Genomic DNA, 16,325 nt, shown 5'->3' with positions numbered 1-16,325 from the left:
TTCGTTCTAATCGTTTAAAGATACTTTTCTACAAAATCCATGGATTGGGCATAAAGGTCACGGGCAAGCTGTTGATTTTTAGCATGCGGTGATTTCCAGTCTGGCATATGTGCGCTGACATATTCGCCATTACGGTTGGCCCAGCTATCTCCAATCGCCATTTGAGTAATCAGCTTTGCAGGAACAGAAGTGGGTACTAAACCGATTTTCATGACTTCATAAACAGGTTTTGGCAGTTCTCTATAGATATCAGATGCAACACCGCCAGGGTGCAATGCATTATTGGTAATGCTGGTGCCGGCCATTTGCTCAGCTAGTGCATTGCTAAATAGGAGGTTGGCAAGTTTAGATTGACCATAATAAAACAAAGGATTGTAAAAACCTTCAGCGCGAAATTTATTAGGCTTAATTGACCCTGCCCAATGCGCAATGGATGCGAGATGGATAATTCGTGCTTTGGGTACTTGTTTTAGTACAGGAAGTAGCTTTTGGGTAAATAGAAAATGTCCGAGGTAGTTCACCCCAAATTGCTGCTCAAAGCCATCGTGAGTGAGCTGTTTGGTTTTGGAAAAAAGCCCAGCATTATTGATTAATATATCTAGATTGCCATAACGATCTGCAATTTCATCGGCTGCTTTACGTGTATTTTCGAGGCTATTTAAGTCAAGTGATACTACGTCAACTTGACCTTGGTTTAACGCACGTAATCTGTCTTGTGCTTCTTTAGCCTTTTGCGGGTTGCGACAAGCTAAAATGACATGTTGATCTTGTTTAATCAGTTGTTCAGCGGTCGCAAAACCAATTCCTGTGTTAGCACCAGTAATTAGAATTTTCACTTCGTTCACTCCAGTTATGACTTTTTATCGATTGAGTTTAAAGCGATTCTATAATGTCTTAAATATGACAATTTGTCATGTCAATTTTGGAGTGAGGAGAGACGATTTTCTTTTGATATGAATAAATTTATGTAGGATTGATTTCTGCTTGGGTGGTGCGAAGTTAGTCGTTGAAAATTTGAGAAGGCTACCTTAGATATTTTTTGTTTTAATTAGATACTAAGGATGATAGTGTTCTAATGACATATTTAAATTATTTTAAGAGGTTCGGGTGATCAAAAGAACAATATTTTTCGTGATCTCATTTATTTATTTTTCTTTTTCTTCTATGGTCTTAGCAGAGCCTCTTGAAGAAGCCAGTGAAAAATATGCAAATTGTTTAATGCAAAAAGTTGAGCCCCAGATAAAAATGAATAAGGATGAAAATGCTATTGTTGAATATACTTTTTATGAGTGTAGACAAGAAGAGCAGCAATTGATGGACACGTTTGATATAAAGAACTTGGCGGGTGAAAACTATAAAGATATAAGTAAAGAGCAACTAAAGTTAATTGATGAGCTGAAAAGGATGGAAGTAGAAAAAATGAGGAAAAATATGTCTGGGATAATGTTTGAAGTTATTCGAGAGGGAAGAAGAGACACGATTGAGCAATAAAATATGTATGTAAAAGAAAATCTGAACTTTAAAAATTAAAAAAGCGATCTTTAATAGATCGCTTTTTTGTGTATCAGGGATTAGGCAACAGATTCAGGTGTACGCCATAAACTTTCAAGGTCATAAAACTTACGAGCAGTAGGTAACATGACGTGAACTACAACGTGACCTAAGTCAATTAAGATCCATTCGGCATCTCGTTCACCTTCGACACCAATCGGACGAAAACCTGCTTTACGTGCTTCATCAGCAACATTGTCAGCAAGGGCTTTGACATGACGAGTTGAAGTACCGCTAGCAATTACAATTGCATCAGCGACATTGCTAATAGAACTTACATCAAGTTCTAAAATATCTTTGGCTTTTACATCAGTGAGGGCTTCATGTACCACTTTTAAGCAAGCGTGTACATCTTTGTTTGATGTTGTGATTTTTAGGTCGTGAGAATTAGAAGCGCTGGGCGATGGTTCTAAATTCATAGAGGGTATATTTTCCTGACAATTGCTCATCCTCAAATATACCGTTTTTAACAAAAAAACTCAAATTTTAGCCGTAACAGTTTATGTATTCACATCATTGGAAAAATACTTCTGTTTCCATGCAAATGATTGATCTGAATGCTCTTTTGGTCTGTATTCAGCCGCAATTATTCCTTGATAATCACTTTGTAATAACCAGTCAAAGATTTGTTTATAGGGGATATTTCCAGTATCAGGCTCATGACGACTCGGACAATCCGCAAATTGGATGTGTCCAATTTGATGAATATTTTCTTGTAACCCCGCCAACACATCTTCGCCCATCATTGCCATGTGGTAACAATCATATTGCATTTTCAACGCTGGGTGATTCACTGCTTCTAGCATTTCTTGACCTTGAGCAATGTTCTGAATTAAAAAACGTGGCATATCTGTGCCATTAATCATTTCAAAAACAGGTTCAATATGATGTTCAGTCAACATGTGGCAAGCTAGTTTTAAGTTGCTTGCAAGTGTATTTAAGCATGGCAATAAATCTGCATCCAAAGGTTGTTTGCCAGCCAAGATGTTGATACGCGGAACATTTAATGCGGTTGCATAACTGATTGCAAGCTCTAGTGCTTGGTGAAATGTCGTTTCTAAACCAGGCACACCTGCTAAGCCATTACCTCCTTGCATTAGATCACCCGCAGGTGCATTGATCAGGCAAAGTGATAGGTTGTATTGGTTAAGTTGTGCTTGTATATCAAATATTTCAAGTTCATAAGGGAATTGGATTTCGACATGTTGAAATCCGTGTGCGTGTGCCAATGCAAAACGTTCGATGAGTGGCACTTCTGTAAAAATCATCGATAAATTGACTGCAAGATGGCTCATATCAAACTCCATGAAGCATTAATTATTATTCTATAAGTTTGATGATAGTGGCTAAATCCTTCTCAGCAAAGCCATTTTGTTGGTGCGCTTGTAACTGTGCTAAGGCTTTTTGTGCAACAGGTATCTTTAGGTTAAAACTTTGCGCGAGTTGTAACGCATTGTTTAAGTCTTTAGATAATGTTTGGACTTTCCATTGCACAGGTTCAAACACATGGGTTGCCATACGCGGTGCAAGAATCTGAAAGGGTTTGGAGTCTGCAAACCCCCCTGCAAGCGCGGGGGCGAGCAAACGGGTATCTACACCTGCTTGCTCTGCAAGTGCAACTGCTTCCGCAATCAGCGTACTGTTGGCGGCAACAATCAACTGATTGCAAATCTTCGTTGCTTGCCCTGTACCAGATTCGCCCATTCGGGTAACACGCTGGGAGAGTGCTGAGTAGATTGGTTCGATCTGCTGAATTGTTTTGGCATCGCCACCTGCAAAAATTACTAAAGTACCTTGCTCTGCACCTGTGGTTCCACCAGATACTGGGGAGTCAATCCATATAACGTGTTGTTGTTGTGCTGTAGTTGCAAGTTGGTGTGTTGCCTCAACAGATAAACTCGAAAAGTCGACAATGATTTGTTGAGCTTTTAGGTGAGGCTGGAGCTGGTTAAAAACACTTTGAACGGCTTGATCATCCGCTAAACAGGTTAGAATGACAGGATATTTGCCAATTTCTTCTAAAGTTAAGGCGGTTGCACCTTGTTGAATCAATGCTTCACATGCAAGTGGGTTGCGATTCCAAACAGCAACTGAGTAGCCTGCTTGAAGCAGTCGGGCTGCCATACGCGTGCCCATTAAACCCATACCTAAGAAAGCGATGGGGGCTCTTTGATTAAGTATCATGTTTATAGCCTGTGCTGTTTTGAGTCTATTTGCGGGAGCATGCCGAATGCCCCTACTTATAAGCTTCTCAACGTCTATTTATATTGTCTTGGTAAGAACTCAATTGCAGGGTTCTTATCTTTCTTACGCGCAAGCGCACTGTTTTTACCTAATAGTAGTTTGAGTTGCCAAAGTTTTTCTAAACGCAGAGCTTTTTCTGGTCGATGTTCCATCGCATCTAAAACACGTTTTGCTGCCATCAATGCATCTGGTGAGCGTTGCAACATCTCTTGAGCGATGACATTGGCTTTGGCGAGAGGATCTGTATCCAAGTGCGTCACTAAGCCGATTTCTTTGGCATATTTAGCATCAAAAATCCGAGCAGTGAGAGTAAGCTCTTTGGCTAAGTCAACCCCAATAAGCCCTTTGAGTGAACGTGTTAAGCCCATGTCGGGCACAAGTCCCCAACGGCTTTCCATAATCGACATTTGTGTTTTGGGTGTTGCGATCCGGATGTCTGCCGCAAGCGCGAGTTGCATGCCTGCACCGAAGCAATATCCTTCAATTGCTGCAATAACAGGTATAGGTAGGTTTTGCCAAATCAGAAAAGCTTTTTGGAATAGGCTTTGTCCAGGTTTGATCAGTTCCCATGCCGCAAATGCGGTGTTTTTAGGGTTGTTTAGGTCTGATAAATCGATACCTGCACTGAAGACCTGTGCTTCACCTGTTAAAATGACACAGCGAATAGAGCGATCCTTTTCAATTTTTTTAGCTGTTGAGACCAATTCTTTTAGTAATGCAAAACTCATCGCATTGCGTTTGTCTGGACGATTTAACGAAACTGTTGCGATTCCATTGTTCTTTTCAACGCGTAAAAGTGCCATTGGTCATACTCTTATTGTGTTTGATGATTGGCAGCATAGCATGAGTTTTTGTCATGAAACATGACACGACAGTCATCTTAGTTGTCGTGTCCGTTCAAGACGAGATTTGCTGCTTGCCTAACTTGTTCAATAGCGGCATTAAGCTCATTAAAGCGATGATTGGTTTCCCGAATAAATACATCATCCGCCTTGCGTCGTTCTTTGCGTAAGGTAGAAACAAATTGTTCAAACTCACCGGCAATTCTTTGCAAGGTTGGCGTGCCTACATAACGCGTCGCGCCATAGAGACGATGTAAAACATGCTCAAGTTGAGGGAAATCCTCGACCTCAATCAGCTGTTGCATTTCATTTAGCTCGGTATCAAAACTATCCACCAACATACCTAATAAATCTTGCGCTAAATCTTCTTTGTTAGCAGCGAGTTGAATACTTTGTTGCCAATTTAAGATTTGAGGATCAATTGACTCGATTGGGCGTTTTGTTTCGGTGGTGGTTGGCTGTGAACTAAAATTATTCTTGGTCCATTGGGTGAGGATCTGAATGATTTGTTCCATTTGAATTGGTTTGGTCACATAATCATTCATGCCGACTTTAAGCAACTTTTGTTTCTCATCTGCCAAGGCGTGCGCAGTTAAGGCAATGATTGGAAGTTGCATACCCGTATCCAGCGTTGATTCGAGTGAGCGAATGGCACGCGTGGTATCAATGCCTGACATCACAGGCATTTGAATATCCATAAATACTAGATCAAATGGGGGAGACTTCTGTTCAATTCGCTCTTGAATCAGATCAATCGCTTTTTGCCCGCTCAATGCTTTGGTGGTGGTTACATTGAGTTCGCCTAGTAATGCTTCTAAGACAATCAAATTTGGTAAATGATCATCGACAGCTAAGACATGCAACCCTTGACCATTGAAGTCTTCAGGCTCTTGTTCGAAAATTGGCTGATTTGCTAAGAGCTGAATAAGCTCGCGACGGCTTAGTGGTTGATAGATTGGGCGAGCACGATATTCATTGAGCATGTTTGGATCAAGGCTCATTTGATAACCATAAACCGCTAAATTGCCATGATAACGTTGACGAATTTCTTTTAATAAGGCTTCGGTATCACCACTATGATCCACAATTAACCACGTGTTTTCTTGTTGATTTAAATGATTGAGGCGGCTAAATAAATCTAAAATTGACTGTGTTTCAATATGTGCAACATGATAGTTTTCAAGATAGAGGCGCAGTACACTTGCAGTCGCGGGATGCGCTAAATAAGACACCACTTGCAGATGATCAAAACGAGGATGTTCAACAAAAGCATCTTCTTCTTCAACTTTGAATGCAGCAGTAAACCAGAAGGTTGAACCTTTTTCGGTAGGCGCACGTTCTTGGTTGTCTTCAAAGCCGATTTGACCACGCATTAGATGTACTAATTGTTTGGAGATCGCTAAACCTAGTCCAGTACCGCCAAACTGGCGAGTAACCGATGCATCGCCTTGTGAGAAAGACTCAAATAATTTCTTGCGATCCGTACCACTTAAACCAATTCCACTATCTTGTACGCTGAAATGCAATAAACACTGACCAATGTCATCATCTTCCATACGAACACGCACAATAATCTCACCGTCAGGGGTGAACTTGATTGCATTGGAAATCAGATTGGTCAGGATTTGTTTAAAGCGTAATGCATCACCCACCACGTGCTGCGGGATATTTTCTGCATAGTAGAATGCCATATTAATGTGTTTTTGTGCTGCCAAAGGTGACAACATATCCATCACATCGAAAATGGCTTCTTCGAGATCAAAGGGTGCGGTCTCGAGCTCAAGTTTACCGGCATCAATTTTAGAAAAATCGAGTACATCATTAATTAACGCCAATAAATGAGCAGAAGATTTCCGAATCGTTTGCAGGTAGAGGTTCTGTTCGTTACTTAAATTTTGTTGGCGTAATAATAAATGGATAAAACCATCGATACTGTTGAGCGGTGTGCGTAATTCATGGCTGATATTGGCCAAGAAAACGGATTTAGATTGGTTAGATGAAATGGCTTGGTCGCGTGCTTGGCGATAAGTAATATTCTGAACTTCTAAAGTATCTAAGGTGCGACGTAGATCTTCTTCAGTCTGTTCAGTATGTTCTTTAAGCTCTAAAAAACTAAAATGAAGTCGTTTGACGACATTGGCGATATCACGTTGCAGTAAGCGCAATTCACCTGTGCTATTAACCACAATATGTTGATCTAAAGTGTCTGCATTTAGACGCTGCATTTGCATACGAATTTCGTATAGCGGTGCTAGCCAGCGACGAGAGAAAACATTTAGACAAAATAACAATATTAATAAGGTGATCAATCCCGTTGCGACGAGTGATAATAAGATTTTATAACGCGCAAGTTCGAGTGGATGATTATTTAATTCAATCATCAACCAAACAGAATTTGGATTTTCACTATCCAGCTTAGAGCCATAAATACTATTGTGATTGTGGGAAATAGGGCCAAAAAAATCACTGTTTTTCGGAAAGTTAGGCCAGTAACGATTATTCTGATAACCAATGGTTAAATAAGTCTGTCCTTTATTGTCAATTAAAACCGCACGTTGTAGGTTTTTTTCATCAAACATTTTTTGAAACAGGTTTTGCGCACGGTCATATTGATCGGGTTGTTCTTCGACCAAGTGAAGTAGTTCATTTGCTGTTTGATGATAACGCGCCAAAATCGCAGATGCTTCTGCATTTTGCTGTTGTTTCGCGGCATTGGTTGTTTCAGATAAAACCCACAAAATGCCTACGCCTGTCAAAATCGCAATCGGAACCAGAATCAGCGCGATCAGCTGTCCATAGGCATGATTGAGCCGTAAACGTTTAGAAAGAGTTTTATTGAAATTTGACATAGTTGGGTCAGACTTATCATTCTGCAAAATATCTTAGCATGCTTTAAACAGGCTAGCATTTATCTCACTATAAAAAGCAGTGGGAAAAGATGCAGTCTTGTGTTTTTTTTCATACAATAGACGCCACCTTGATATCGGTGTCGATCATGACCAATACGCAACCAGATTTTTTAGCAGATGAATTTTTACTAGATGAATATGTGGGTAAAACACCATTGGTGCGTTTACAGCGTTTAGCGAGTCATACTCAAGCCACGGTATTAGCAAAATTAGAAGGCAATAACCCAGCAGGTTCTGTGAAAGATCGACCTGCCTATAACATGATTATTCAGGCAGAAAAACGCGGTCAAATTAAACCGGGTGATACCTTGATTGAAGCAACCAGCGGTAATACAGGAATTGCTTTGGCGATGGTTTCAGCCATGCGTGGTTATAAAATGAAACTGATCATGCCGAATAACATGAGCCAAGAGCGTAAAGATGCTATGTCAGCTTATGGAGCAGAGTTAATCGAAGTTACTCAGCAACAAGGCATGGAAGGAGCTCGAGATTTGGCTTTGCAAATGCAGGCTGACGGTCAGGGTTATGTTTTAAATCAGTTTGGTAATCCAGATAATGTGGAAGCACATTATCTGACCACGGGGCCTGAGATTTGGAAACAAACGGGTGGGAAAATTACCCATTTTGTCAGCTCAATGGGAACCACGGGCACCATCATGGGGGTGTCTAAATATTTAAAAGAACAAAATCCTGAGATTCAAATTGTGGGCTTACAGCCTTCAGATGGTTCAAGTATTGCAGGGATTCGTCGTTGGCCAGAGGCATATTTACCAACGATTTTTGATCGTAGTCGAGTCGACCGTATTATTGATATTCCACAAATTGAAGCAGAGCGTACCATGCGTAAACTGGCTCGTAGCGAAGGGATTAGTGCAGGGACATCGTCTGGTGGTGCGGTCTGGGCATCTATTAAAATTGCTGAAGAAAATCCAGATGCTGTGATTGTCTGCATTATTTGTGATCGTGGAGATCGTTATTTATCAACGGGTTTATTCTCAGTAAAAGATGATGAATAAAATTACGCCCAAGCTCTCTATTAAAAAGAGAGAATTCTTCAGTTTTCTGAGGAAGTTTTGAAAATGAGCTTACGTTTTCCGATTTTAGTGTTTGATATTGAAACGCTCACTGATTTAAAAGCTGGTGCTCATTTATATCATCTTGATTTACCTGAGTCTGATGTCGAGCAGGCCTTGACCAAGATTCGCCGTCAAGAATCAGGGATGGATTTTCAACGGTTACCTTTGCACGAAATTGTATGTATTTCTGGTTTGTGGATCGATGAAAAAGGCTTTCGTTTATTTTCATTTAGCCAAGAGCAAAATACTGAAGCTGAGATGCTGGCAAAATTCTTATCGATTTTTGATAAAAAACAGCCAACTCTTGTGAGTTGGAACGGTTCTCAGTTTGATTTGCCTGTCATTTTATTTCGAGCGATGTATCACGGACTATCTGCCCCAAGTTTGTTTGATCAAGGCGAAATCGACAATCAGAAGCGGTTTAATAACTACCAAAACCGATATCATCATCGACATGTCGACTTGATGGATGTGATGGCCATGTTTAATGGTCGAAATTTCCAGAAATTAGATGATATTGCTTGCTTGCTCGGTTTTCCTGGAAAGCGTGGTGAGTCTGGTTATCGTGTGCCAGAATATGTACGTAACAATAATTGGTTAAAATTAACCAGTTATTGTGAGGGTGATGTACTGAATACTTGGTTGGTTTATTTGCGTTGGCTTTTACTAAAAGGTCAGTTAAATCAACTAGATCATCAGCAGTTTATTCAGTCAACCATTGATTATTTACAAACGCAAACGCAACAATCAGATTTTTTACAAGTATGGCGCCAAACATCGCAATATACTGTATTTACCGCACCGACGTTTGCGCCCAAAAATTAGGTTCATCTTTTGAAACATAAAGCGAAACAGCGCCCGGCTCATCAGCCAATTTATACCTTCAAAGTGGAAGCTTTTTCACATGAAGGTCGTGGTATTGCGCACTATGGAACTCACCCTGACCATCCTAAAGAAAAACAGGGTAAGAAAGTTTTTATTCGCAATGCCTTGGTGGGTGAAACGGTTCAAGCGAAAATTACCCACCAAACCACGCGTCTAGAAGAAGCAGAAATGCTGAAACTAGAAGGTGAGGCCGCTACTGGGCGGGTAGAACCAATTTGCCCGCATTTTGGGATATGTGGTGGCTGTAGCTTGCAACATATTCATCCTGACGAACAAATTTTGTTGAAGCAAAATGTATTGCAATCGCATTTACAGCATTTTGCTGGTCTACAACCTGAACAATGGTTAACACCAATTCGTTCTAGCAAAATAGATTACCGTCGTCGTGCCCGAATTGGTGTGCGGTATATTCCGCGACAAGATCGTTTGGTCATGGGGTTTAGAGAGCATCACAGTAATCATTTAACAACCATTCACCAGTGCAAGGTATTGGATCAGACCTTATCTGATGCGATACCTGAGTTGAGAAAGTGTCTTGAAGGCTTGATGGCCAAAGCACACATTGGTCATGTTGAATTGGCGATGGGGGATCACGAAGTTGCGTTATTAATTCGCCACTTGGAAGAATTAAATGTGTCGGATGTCAACCATTTGCGTCAATTTGCGTTACAAAGACAGTGGCAGTTGTATTTACAACCCAGAGGCGCTGATAGTTTACATCGGGTCGACGATGTGCAAGCACCAATGCGGTTACACTATCATTTAGATGATTTCGACATTCGTTTTGCATTTTCACCATTGGATTTTACCCAAGTGAATAGTGCGGTAAATGCACGAATGATTCAGTTGGCATGTGAATTGCTACAGTTAAAGGAAGGGGAACGTGTGCTTGATCTATTTTGTGGATTAGGCAACTTTTCTCTACCTTTAGCACGATGTGTAGGAGATACTGGTCAGGTGATAGGTGTTGAGGCAAGTGATGAAATGGTATTGCGTGCAACTGAAAATGCGAAAGCTAATTCGTTGAACCAAGCTATCTTTTTTTCACAAGATTTAACAAAAGACTTTTCACATCATCCTTGGGCGAAACAAGGATTTGATGCATTATTAATTGATCCTCCGCGATCGGGTGCTTTTGAGGTGATGCAATATGTACCGAACTTCGGAGCAAATAGAATCGTTTATGTTTCATGTAATCCTTCAACACTGGCAAGGGATGCAGGTGTACTGGCACAACATGGTTATCAGCTTAAAAAAGCTGCGGTAATGGATATGTTTACCCATACTGAACATGTTGAATCTATTGCCTTATTTGAAAAAAATGAGTCTGATAAAATTTAAGAGATAAACGATTAGAACATGAGTTACATATCCAGAGGAGAATGGTATGGTCACAGTACGTGAACAGTTACCTGGACGACTCCATGAGTTGTCCGAGGAAGCGACTGTAGAACATGCCGCTGAAGCGCAAAGTAGTCTAGTATCTTGGCTAGATCGAGTGCGTGATATCTTGGATGGGGCTGAGCTGAAGCAGCTACAACGGGTTGCAGAGCTTACCTTACAAAAAGAGTTTGAAAGCACGGTTAATCATCATACTAACACCTTCAGTATCGGTATTGGTATGGCGGATATTTTGGCGCATTTACATGTAGATGAAGATACGTTGTCAGCGGCAGTATTATATCGAAGTGTACGTGAAGGACTGATCACCTTAGAGGATATTCAGCGAGAGTTTGGCGAGCAAGTTCTGGGCCTAGTAAAAGGCACGCTTGCAATGGGTAAGCTATCGGAGCTGATTGAAAAAAATAAGCGTCTAGAAGATCATTTTAATAATAATCAACGTGAACATCTAAACGGCATTTATAAAATGCTGATTTCTGTGACAGAAGATGTACGTGTGGTGCTGATTAAACTGGCAGAGCGAACTTATGCTTTACGTGAGTTGGCAACTGCAAGCAAAGAGCGTCAAGAACGTGTTGCACGTGAAATTTTAACGATTTATTCTCCACTTGCACATCGTTTAGGAATCGCCCAACTAAAATGGGAACTAGAAGATCTCGCTTTTCGCTATTTAGCGCCAGAACGATACAAAGAAATTGCTTCTTTGCTCAATGAAAAACGTTTAGAGCGTGAACAGTATATTCAGTTTGTGATTGATAAACTTAAAACCGAACTGGATGCCTATGATATTCATGCTGAAATCACGGGGCGAGTGAAGCACATTTATTCGATTTATCGAAAAATGAAAAGCAAAAATCTTAGCTTTGACCAGCTTTACGATATTCGTGCAGTGCGGGTGTTATTAAAAACGGTACCAGATTGTTACCATGCTTTAGGGATCGTACATCAGTTATGGCGACACATCCCCAACCAGTTTGATGATTATGTAACTAACCCGAAAGCCAACGGCTATCGGTCTTTGCATACTGCAGTGATTGCTGAAAACAAATCGCTCGAAGTCCAAATTCGTACTTTTGAGATGCATGAAGAAGCTGAATTGGGAGTTTGTTCTCATTTCAACTACAAAGAAGGTGCGAAAAATACGGATCATTCTTTTAATGATCGATTGCATTCACTTCGCGCTGTACTTGAGCATTATCAGGAGCGAACTGAAACGACACCACATGCTGAAGATGATGAGTCGAATGGTATCGATCAAATTCAAGATTTTGAAAATTTTGAAAAGATTTATGTGTTTAGTCGTGATGGGGACATTAAAGAGTTACCGCGCGGCTCGACTGTGCTTGACTTTGCTTATCACGTCCATACTGAAGTTGGAAACAAATGCTATGCAGCACGTGTAAACCAGCGTTATGTGCCACTGACTTATACTTTAAAAACAGGTGAGCAAGTTGAGATCTTAACCAAAAAAGACCGTGAGCCAAATCGAGATTGGTTGGTTAACTCTTTAGGTTATATTAAAACAGCTCGTGCGCGAGATAAATTGCGTCATTGGTTTAGACAGCAAGATCGCAGCAAGAACGTCGAAGTGGGACGTGAGTTGCTCAATAAAGAGCTCGCTCGTCTGGCTATTCATCCAAAAAGTATTGATTTAAACGATTACTCATCTCATTTTAACCTGAAGTCAGGTGATGATATTTTGGTTGCATTGGTGAGTGGTGACATTAGTCTGCATGCATTGATGAACCAAGTAAATCGTCAAATGCATTTAGATCAAGATGAACCAGAGCTGGTGTTAAAACCAGCATTAAATCCACGTGCAAGCCATACATTATCGGCACACGGTATCTTGATTGATGGTTTGGACAATGTGGAATTGCATATAGCACAGTGTTGTCAGCCCGTGCATGGTGAATCGATTGGTGGTTATATCACTTTAAATCGAGGGGTGAGCATCCATAAAGTCGCATGTCCAGATTATGTGCGTATGACGACACATGAACCAGAGCGTGCTGTTGAAGCCGATTGGGAAATGCAACCAACACGCGGACAAAGCGTTCAGATTGTGGTTGAGGCCTATGATCGCCGTGGTTTACTCAAAGATCTCACTCAAGTGATTTTCTCTGATCAAATCAATATTCGTCAGGTCAATACGATTTCTGAGGCGGATGGAATTGCCAATATGAAGTTGCTGATTGAAGTGAAAGGTTTAGCACAGCTCTCTCGTTTGTTGGCTCGTTTAGAGCAACAACCCGGCATCATTAGTGCGAGACGTTTAGTACAAGGTAGTTAATTATATTTAGAATAAAACCCGCTTTTTTGAACTGACTGCTTTCATGGGGGATCGTTCAATAGGCGGGTTTTATTATTTTAAGCACACGGCATCATCATAAAATCAAAATGGGTTTTACCGTGATTTTTAGATTTTGCATTTTTTGCTTTTTTGGAATGTTGCAATATTCTCAATATTTGCTTGGGCTTTCGCTTTAATTGACTCTTGAACAGTCAAATTATTTACGTCAGATGTATCTTCTTCGCCCGCAAGATTATTTGCAATTTGACTGGCTTTGGCAGTTTTTTCAGAGTTGCCACCGAAAGCAGTTAATGCGCCACTTGCAAGACCAGCCCATTTGCTTACTGCCTTGTTTGGTGATTGAGCATTTGCATTAATATTCGCAATATTTTTCTCTGCGCTTGCTAACTCACGTTTTGCATTTGATTGCTCAACAGAAAGTGTTGCGCAATCCATTGCCTTTAATTCAGCAGTTGAAAATGGTTTACCCTCGGTCGCTGCAAAAGTAGAGAAAGAAAACGTTGCAGCAGCAGTTAAAACTAATAATTTTTTCATATTATAAACACTTTAAAAGATTTTAGATTAAGTTGCTATTTTTGTAGCAGGCGGATTCTATTTAAAATAAATTTTAAAGTCACTATTTTTTTTGAATATTTTAAAGACTTGTCTGTCTATTGTTTTTGTGGTATTTGATCAGGTTTTATTTATAATTTAATTTTGTATTTAATTTAATAATTTATAATATTTTTTTACTTTCAGTTTTACTGTTTTGTGCGCTATTTTTAATTTTTATTGATTAATGTGATGGTTTTATTTTTAATGATTTTTATATTTATGTGAAAAGTGAATTAATATATGGGTATTTTTTTGTTAGGCTTTATATTGTTTAAAATATAAAGCACTTTTCTTTTTTTTATACTTGCTTGGATAATAATATATTGGTGATTCGGTTTAAAAACTGTGGGCTAATACGTGATAATTGATACATTAGTTTGGTTTTTATGCCAATAGGAGTGTGGGTAGGAATAAGGAAGTGATTTTTTTGTTGTGTTAAAGCTAAAACCTGTTGTGCAACATCTGCTGGAGTTAAATCCACACCTATATTTTGAATACTCCCAGCATCCATATTTTTTACCATACTGGTTTGCACAAATAATGGCATAACATCGAGCACACGAATATTATATTTTTGCCATTCCACATCTAGAGCTTCAGTTAAACCACGCACGGCAAATTTACTGGCAGAGTATGAGGCTAGATCGGCTTGTCCATAAATAGCTGAAGCAGAAGAGAGGTTGATGACCCGAGCAAAACTCGCTTTTTGTAAATAATTTAAAGCTGCGTGGCAACCATTAAGAACACCTTTTACATTGATATCAATTGTGCGGTGATGAGAGGGGATGGTTGTATTTTCAAAAGCACCAGAATATAAGATTCCAGCATTGTTAATTAGAATATTGAGTTCGCCTGCCCAGTTTTGAAATTCCTGTAATGCGATTTGCCATTGTGGATAATCGCTAACATCTAAATAACCCGCTTTCGTATTTGCACCCAGTTCCGTAGCTAAAGCTTGCGCTTGTTCTAAGTTGATATCGTAGATGCCTACTTTATAGCCTCTTTGATGAAACAGACGGGCAATTTCGGCACCTATGCCTTGAGCTGCACCACTAATAAAAACACTATGTTGCATTGCTTTTCCTTACTTTATATTGATACTTTTCGGACCAGCGTATATTAGACAGAAGCTGGTTAAAACTGCAACAGCGTAAGGGGTGAGGAGATAATCATGGAAAAGCTATTAGAAATCATGCGTGAGCTAAGACAAAAATGTCCATGGGATCAACAACAAACACCTGAGAGCTTAACGCGTTATGCGATTGAAGAGGCTTATGAAGTCGAAGCTGCGATTCGTGTTGGTGATTTGGATGAAATTCGTCAAGAGCTTGGAGATCTATTGTTGCAAGTGGTTTTTCAATCACAAATGTTCAGTGAGCAAGGGGCTTTTGATTTTCATGATGTGGTTGATGCAATTAGTGAGAAACTGATTCGACGTCATCCGCATGTATTTCAAGCTGAAAAGTTTCAGAACTTGAACCCTGAACAGGTAAGCGAGCTATGGAAACAAATTAAGCAGCAAGAGAAACAGGGTAAGCCAAGATCTCGATTAGATGAGGTGAAGCATGCACCTGCTTTAGTTCAAGCGGATGAAATCCAAAAAAAAGCAGCACAACTTGGTTTTGATTTTGAAACGGTAGAGGATGCTTACGGAAAATTAGACGAAGAGCTAGCAGAATTACAACAAGCGCTTAAAACGGGAAAAACCGATGAAATACAAGAAGAATTTGGAGATTGTCTATTTTCTTTGATCAATGTAGGTCGTAAACTTGGGCTGTCGAGTGAAACGGCATTACTGGCGACAATTCATAAATTTAGAAGTCGCTTTGCCTATATCGAACAACAAGCACATCGACAACAGAAAGACTTGCAAGAAATGAGTTTGGCGGAAATGGACCAGCTATGGGAGCAAGCAAAAAGACATTTAAAATTTGAGGGGAGCTCTGATGAAATTGCCGCAGTTACGCAGCAAAACTAACTTTTTATTATTGATTATTTTATGGTTGGGGGTAATTCCCCAGCTCAATGCTAAACAGTTTGATCAATCCTATATACAATGGAAAACACAGCAACAAAAACATGATCAGCAATTGGCTAGACAAGATGACCAATATTATTTATCTAGACCGACCCAGCAACAAAATGTGAAACCTGTTTCATCTTCTGTAAATATTTCAGGCGATAAAATTAGCTTAAATCAAGCGAACTTACAACAGTTGCAAAGTTTAAGTGGTGTAGGTGAGAAAAAAGCCCAAGCGATTATTGAATATCGACAAAAACATGGTGCATTTAAGGCATTAGATGAACTCATGAATGTCAAAGGAATTGGGCCGAAACTGCTTGAAAAGAATAGGTCGAGACTTATTTTATAGGTTGGTTAAAGTGTTGGTGGTAAAAAATGCGTACCGATATCTTGAAACTTCAGCAGAATAAATTGCCCTTTGTGTGTGTTAGAGCTATGATTAGCGACAAATTGTTATTTACGTCCTGACGTAGGAGACAGTGTCTT

Annotated in this window: 15 protein-coding genes; 7 read left to right on the top strand and 8 right to left on the bottom strand. The window is 39.9% G+C overall.

Annotated elements, in window-relative coordinates; all coding sequences use genetic code 11:
- Window positions 1–14 precede the first annotated feature (14 nt).
- Window positions 15–836 carry an SDR family NAD(P)-dependent oxidoreductase gene (locus tag DS737_RS13165; protein WP_113997724.1) on the bottom strand — a complete coding sequence of 274 codons (822 nt, stop codon included), beginning with the start codon at window positions 834–836 and terminating at the stop codon, window positions 15–17.
- Between the two features lie 271 nt (window positions 837–1,107).
- Here DS737_RS13165 and DS737_RS13160 point away from each other — a divergent pair, with 271 nt between their 5' ends.
- Complete coding sequence (locus tag DS737_RS13160) at window positions 1,108–1,491, top strand: hypothetical protein (RefSeq protein WP_228206829.1); 384 nt, start codon at window positions 1,108–1,110, stop codon at window positions 1,489–1,491.
- Window positions 1,492–1,571: 80 nt separating this feature from the next.
- Here DS737_RS13160 and rsfS read toward each other — a convergent pair whose 3' ends face one another.
- From rsfS to DS737_RS13135, 5 genes are all read right to left on the bottom strand, one after another.
- Window positions 1,572–1,970, bottom strand: coding sequence for a ribosome silencing factor (gene rsfS, locus DS737_RS13155; protein WP_004637939.1), 399 nt, complete (start codon window positions 1,968–1,970; stop codon window positions 1,572–1,574).
- A gap of 81 nt (window positions 1,971–2,051) precedes the next feature.
- Entirely contained in the window at window positions 2,052–2,846 is a 795-nt protein-coding gene (locus DS737_RS13150; protein WP_005085320.1) for a hydroxypyruvate isomerase family protein, read from the bottom strand.
- Window positions 2,847–2,871: 25 nt separating this feature from the next.
- Window positions 2,872–3,735, bottom strand: coding sequence for an NAD(P)-dependent oxidoreductase (locus DS737_RS13145; RefSeq protein ID WP_113997723.1), 864 nt, complete (start codon window positions 3,733–3,735; stop codon window positions 2,872–2,874).
- A 74-nt stretch (window positions 3,736–3,809) separates the two neighbouring features.
- Window positions 3,810–4,598: a crotonase/enoyl-CoA hydratase family protein gene (locus DS737_RS13140; RefSeq protein ID WP_113997722.1), complete on the bottom strand. Its 789-nt coding sequence runs from the start codon at window positions 4,596–4,598 to the stop codon at window positions 3,810–3,812.
- Window positions 4,599–4,675: 77 nt separating this feature from the next.
- On the bottom strand, window positions 4,676–7,486 hold the full coding sequence (locus DS737_RS13135; protein WP_005085315.1) for a GacS-like sensor histidine kinase: 2,811 nt from the start codon (window positions 7,484–7,486) through the stop codon (window positions 4,676–4,678).
- Between the two features lie 146 nt (window positions 7,487–7,632).
- Here DS737_RS13135 and cysM point away from each other — a divergent pair, with 146 nt between their 5' ends.
- From cysM to DS737_RS13115, 4 genes are all read left to right on the top strand, one after another.
- Window positions 7,633–8,562: a cysteine synthase CysM gene (gene cysM / locus DS737_RS13130; RefSeq protein WP_005085313.1), complete on the top strand. Its 930-nt coding sequence runs from the start codon at window positions 7,633–7,635 to the stop codon at window positions 8,560–8,562.
- A 63-nt stretch (window positions 8,563–8,625) separates the two neighbouring features.
- A complete protein-coding gene (locus DS737_RS13125) occupies window positions 8,626–9,447 on the top strand; it encodes a 3'-5' exonuclease (RefSeq protein WP_004637945.1) in 822 nt (273 codons plus the stop codon).
- A 9-nt stretch (window positions 9,448–9,456) separates the two neighbouring features.
- The gene (gene rlmD, locus DS737_RS13120) at window positions 9,457–10,848 is read left to right on the top strand and encodes a 23S rRNA (uracil(1939)-C(5))-methyltransferase RlmD (RefSeq protein WP_113997721.1); all 1,392 of its coding nucleotides are present in this window, start codon (window positions 9,457–9,459) and stop codon (window positions 10,846–10,848) included.
- Between the two features lie 46 nt (window positions 10,849–10,894).
- Window positions 10,895–13,201, top strand: a complete 2,307-nt coding sequence (locus DS737_RS13115; protein WP_004637947.1) for a RelA/SpoT family protein — start codon at window positions 10,895–10,897, stop codon at window positions 13,199–13,201.
- Between the two features lie 126 nt (window positions 13,202–13,327).
- On the opposite strand, the gene DS737_RS13110 is transcribed toward DS737_RS13115, so the two are convergent.
- Window positions 13,328–13,756: a hypothetical protein gene (locus tag DS737_RS13110; protein WP_005085309.1), complete on the bottom strand. Its 429-nt coding sequence runs from the start codon at window positions 13,754–13,756 to the stop codon at window positions 13,328–13,330.
- Window positions 13,757–14,114: 358 nt separating this feature from the next.
- The gene (locus DS737_RS13105; RefSeq protein WP_113997720.1) at window positions 14,115–14,891 is read right to left on the bottom strand and encodes an SDR family oxidoreductase; all 777 of its coding nucleotides are present in this window, start codon (window positions 14,889–14,891) and stop codon (window positions 14,115–14,117) included.
- Window positions 14,892–14,987: 96 nt separating this feature from the next.
- Here DS737_RS13105 and mazG point away from each other — a divergent pair, with 96 nt between their 5' ends.
- Window positions 14,988–15,794 (top strand): nucleoside triphosphate pyrophosphohydrolase, encoded by an 807-nt coding sequence (gene mazG / locus DS737_RS13100; protein ID WP_004637950.1) that lies wholly within the window; start codon window positions 14,988–14,990, stop codon window positions 15,792–15,794.
- The gene (locus tag DS737_RS13095) at window positions 15,763–16,188 is read left to right on the top strand and encodes a ComEA family DNA-binding protein (protein WP_005092347.1); all 426 of its coding nucleotides are present in this window, start codon (window positions 15,763–15,765) and stop codon (window positions 16,186–16,188) included. Before mazG ends, DS737_RS13095 begins: the two co-directional genes overlap by 32 nt.
- The last annotated feature ends 137 nt before the right edge of the window (window positions 16,189–16,325 follow it).

The organism is Acinetobacter haemolyticus (assembly GCF_003323815.1).
GTDB lineage: Bacteria > Pseudomonadota > Gammaproteobacteria > Pseudomonadales > Moraxellaceae > Acinetobacter > Acinetobacter haemolyticus.
This window is presented reverse-complemented; position numbering and strand designations above follow the sequence as displayed.

Excerpts from the sequence above, each read along its gene's own strand:
- rsfS (WP_004637939.1), bottom strand. The coding sequence starts at position 1,970 with ATGAATTTAGAACCATCGCCCAGCGCTTCTAATTCTCACGACCTAAAA.
- DS737_RS13150 (WP_005085320.1), bottom strand. The coding sequence starts at position 2,846 with ATGAGCCATCTTGCAGTCAATTTATCGATGATTTTTACAGAAGTGCCA.
- DS737_RS13145 (WP_113997723.1), bottom strand. The coding sequence starts at position 3,735 with ATGATACTTAATCAAAGAGCCCCCATCGCTTTCTTAGGTATGGGTTTA.
- DS737_RS13140 (WP_113997722.1), bottom strand. The coding sequence starts at position 4,598 with ATGGCACTTTTACGCGTTGAAAAGAACAATGGAATCGCAACAGTTTCG.
- DS737_RS13135 (WP_005085315.1), bottom strand. The coding sequence starts at position 7,486 with ATGTCAAATTTCAATAAAACTCTTTCTAAACGTTTACGGCTCAATCAT.
- cysM (WP_005085313.1), top strand. The coding sequence starts at position 7,633 with ATGACCAATACGCAACCAGATTTTTTAGCAGATGAATTTTTACTAGAT.
- DS737_RS13125 (WP_004637945.1), top strand. The coding sequence starts at position 8,626 with ATGAGCTTACGTTTTCCGATTTTAGTGTTTGATATTGAAACGCTCACT.
- DS737_RS13115 (WP_004637947.1), top strand. The coding sequence starts at position 10,895 with ATGGTCACAGTACGTGAACAGTTACCTGGACGACTCCATGAGTTGTCC.
- DS737_RS13110 (WP_005085309.1), bottom strand. The coding sequence starts at position 13,756 with ATGAAAAAATTATTAGTTTTAACTGCTGCTGCAACGTTTTCTTTCTCT.
- DS737_RS13105 (WP_113997720.1), bottom strand. The coding sequence starts at position 14,891 with ATGCAACATAGTGTTTTTATTAGTGGTGCAGCTCAAGGCATAGGTGCC.
- mazG (WP_004637950.1), top strand. The coding sequence starts at position 14,988 with ATGGAAAAGCTATTAGAAATCATGCGTGAGCTAAGACAAAAATGTCCA.
- DS737_RS13095 (WP_005092347.1), top strand. The coding sequence starts at position 15,763 with ATGAAATTGCCGCAGTTACGCAGCAAAACTAACTTTTTATTATTGATT.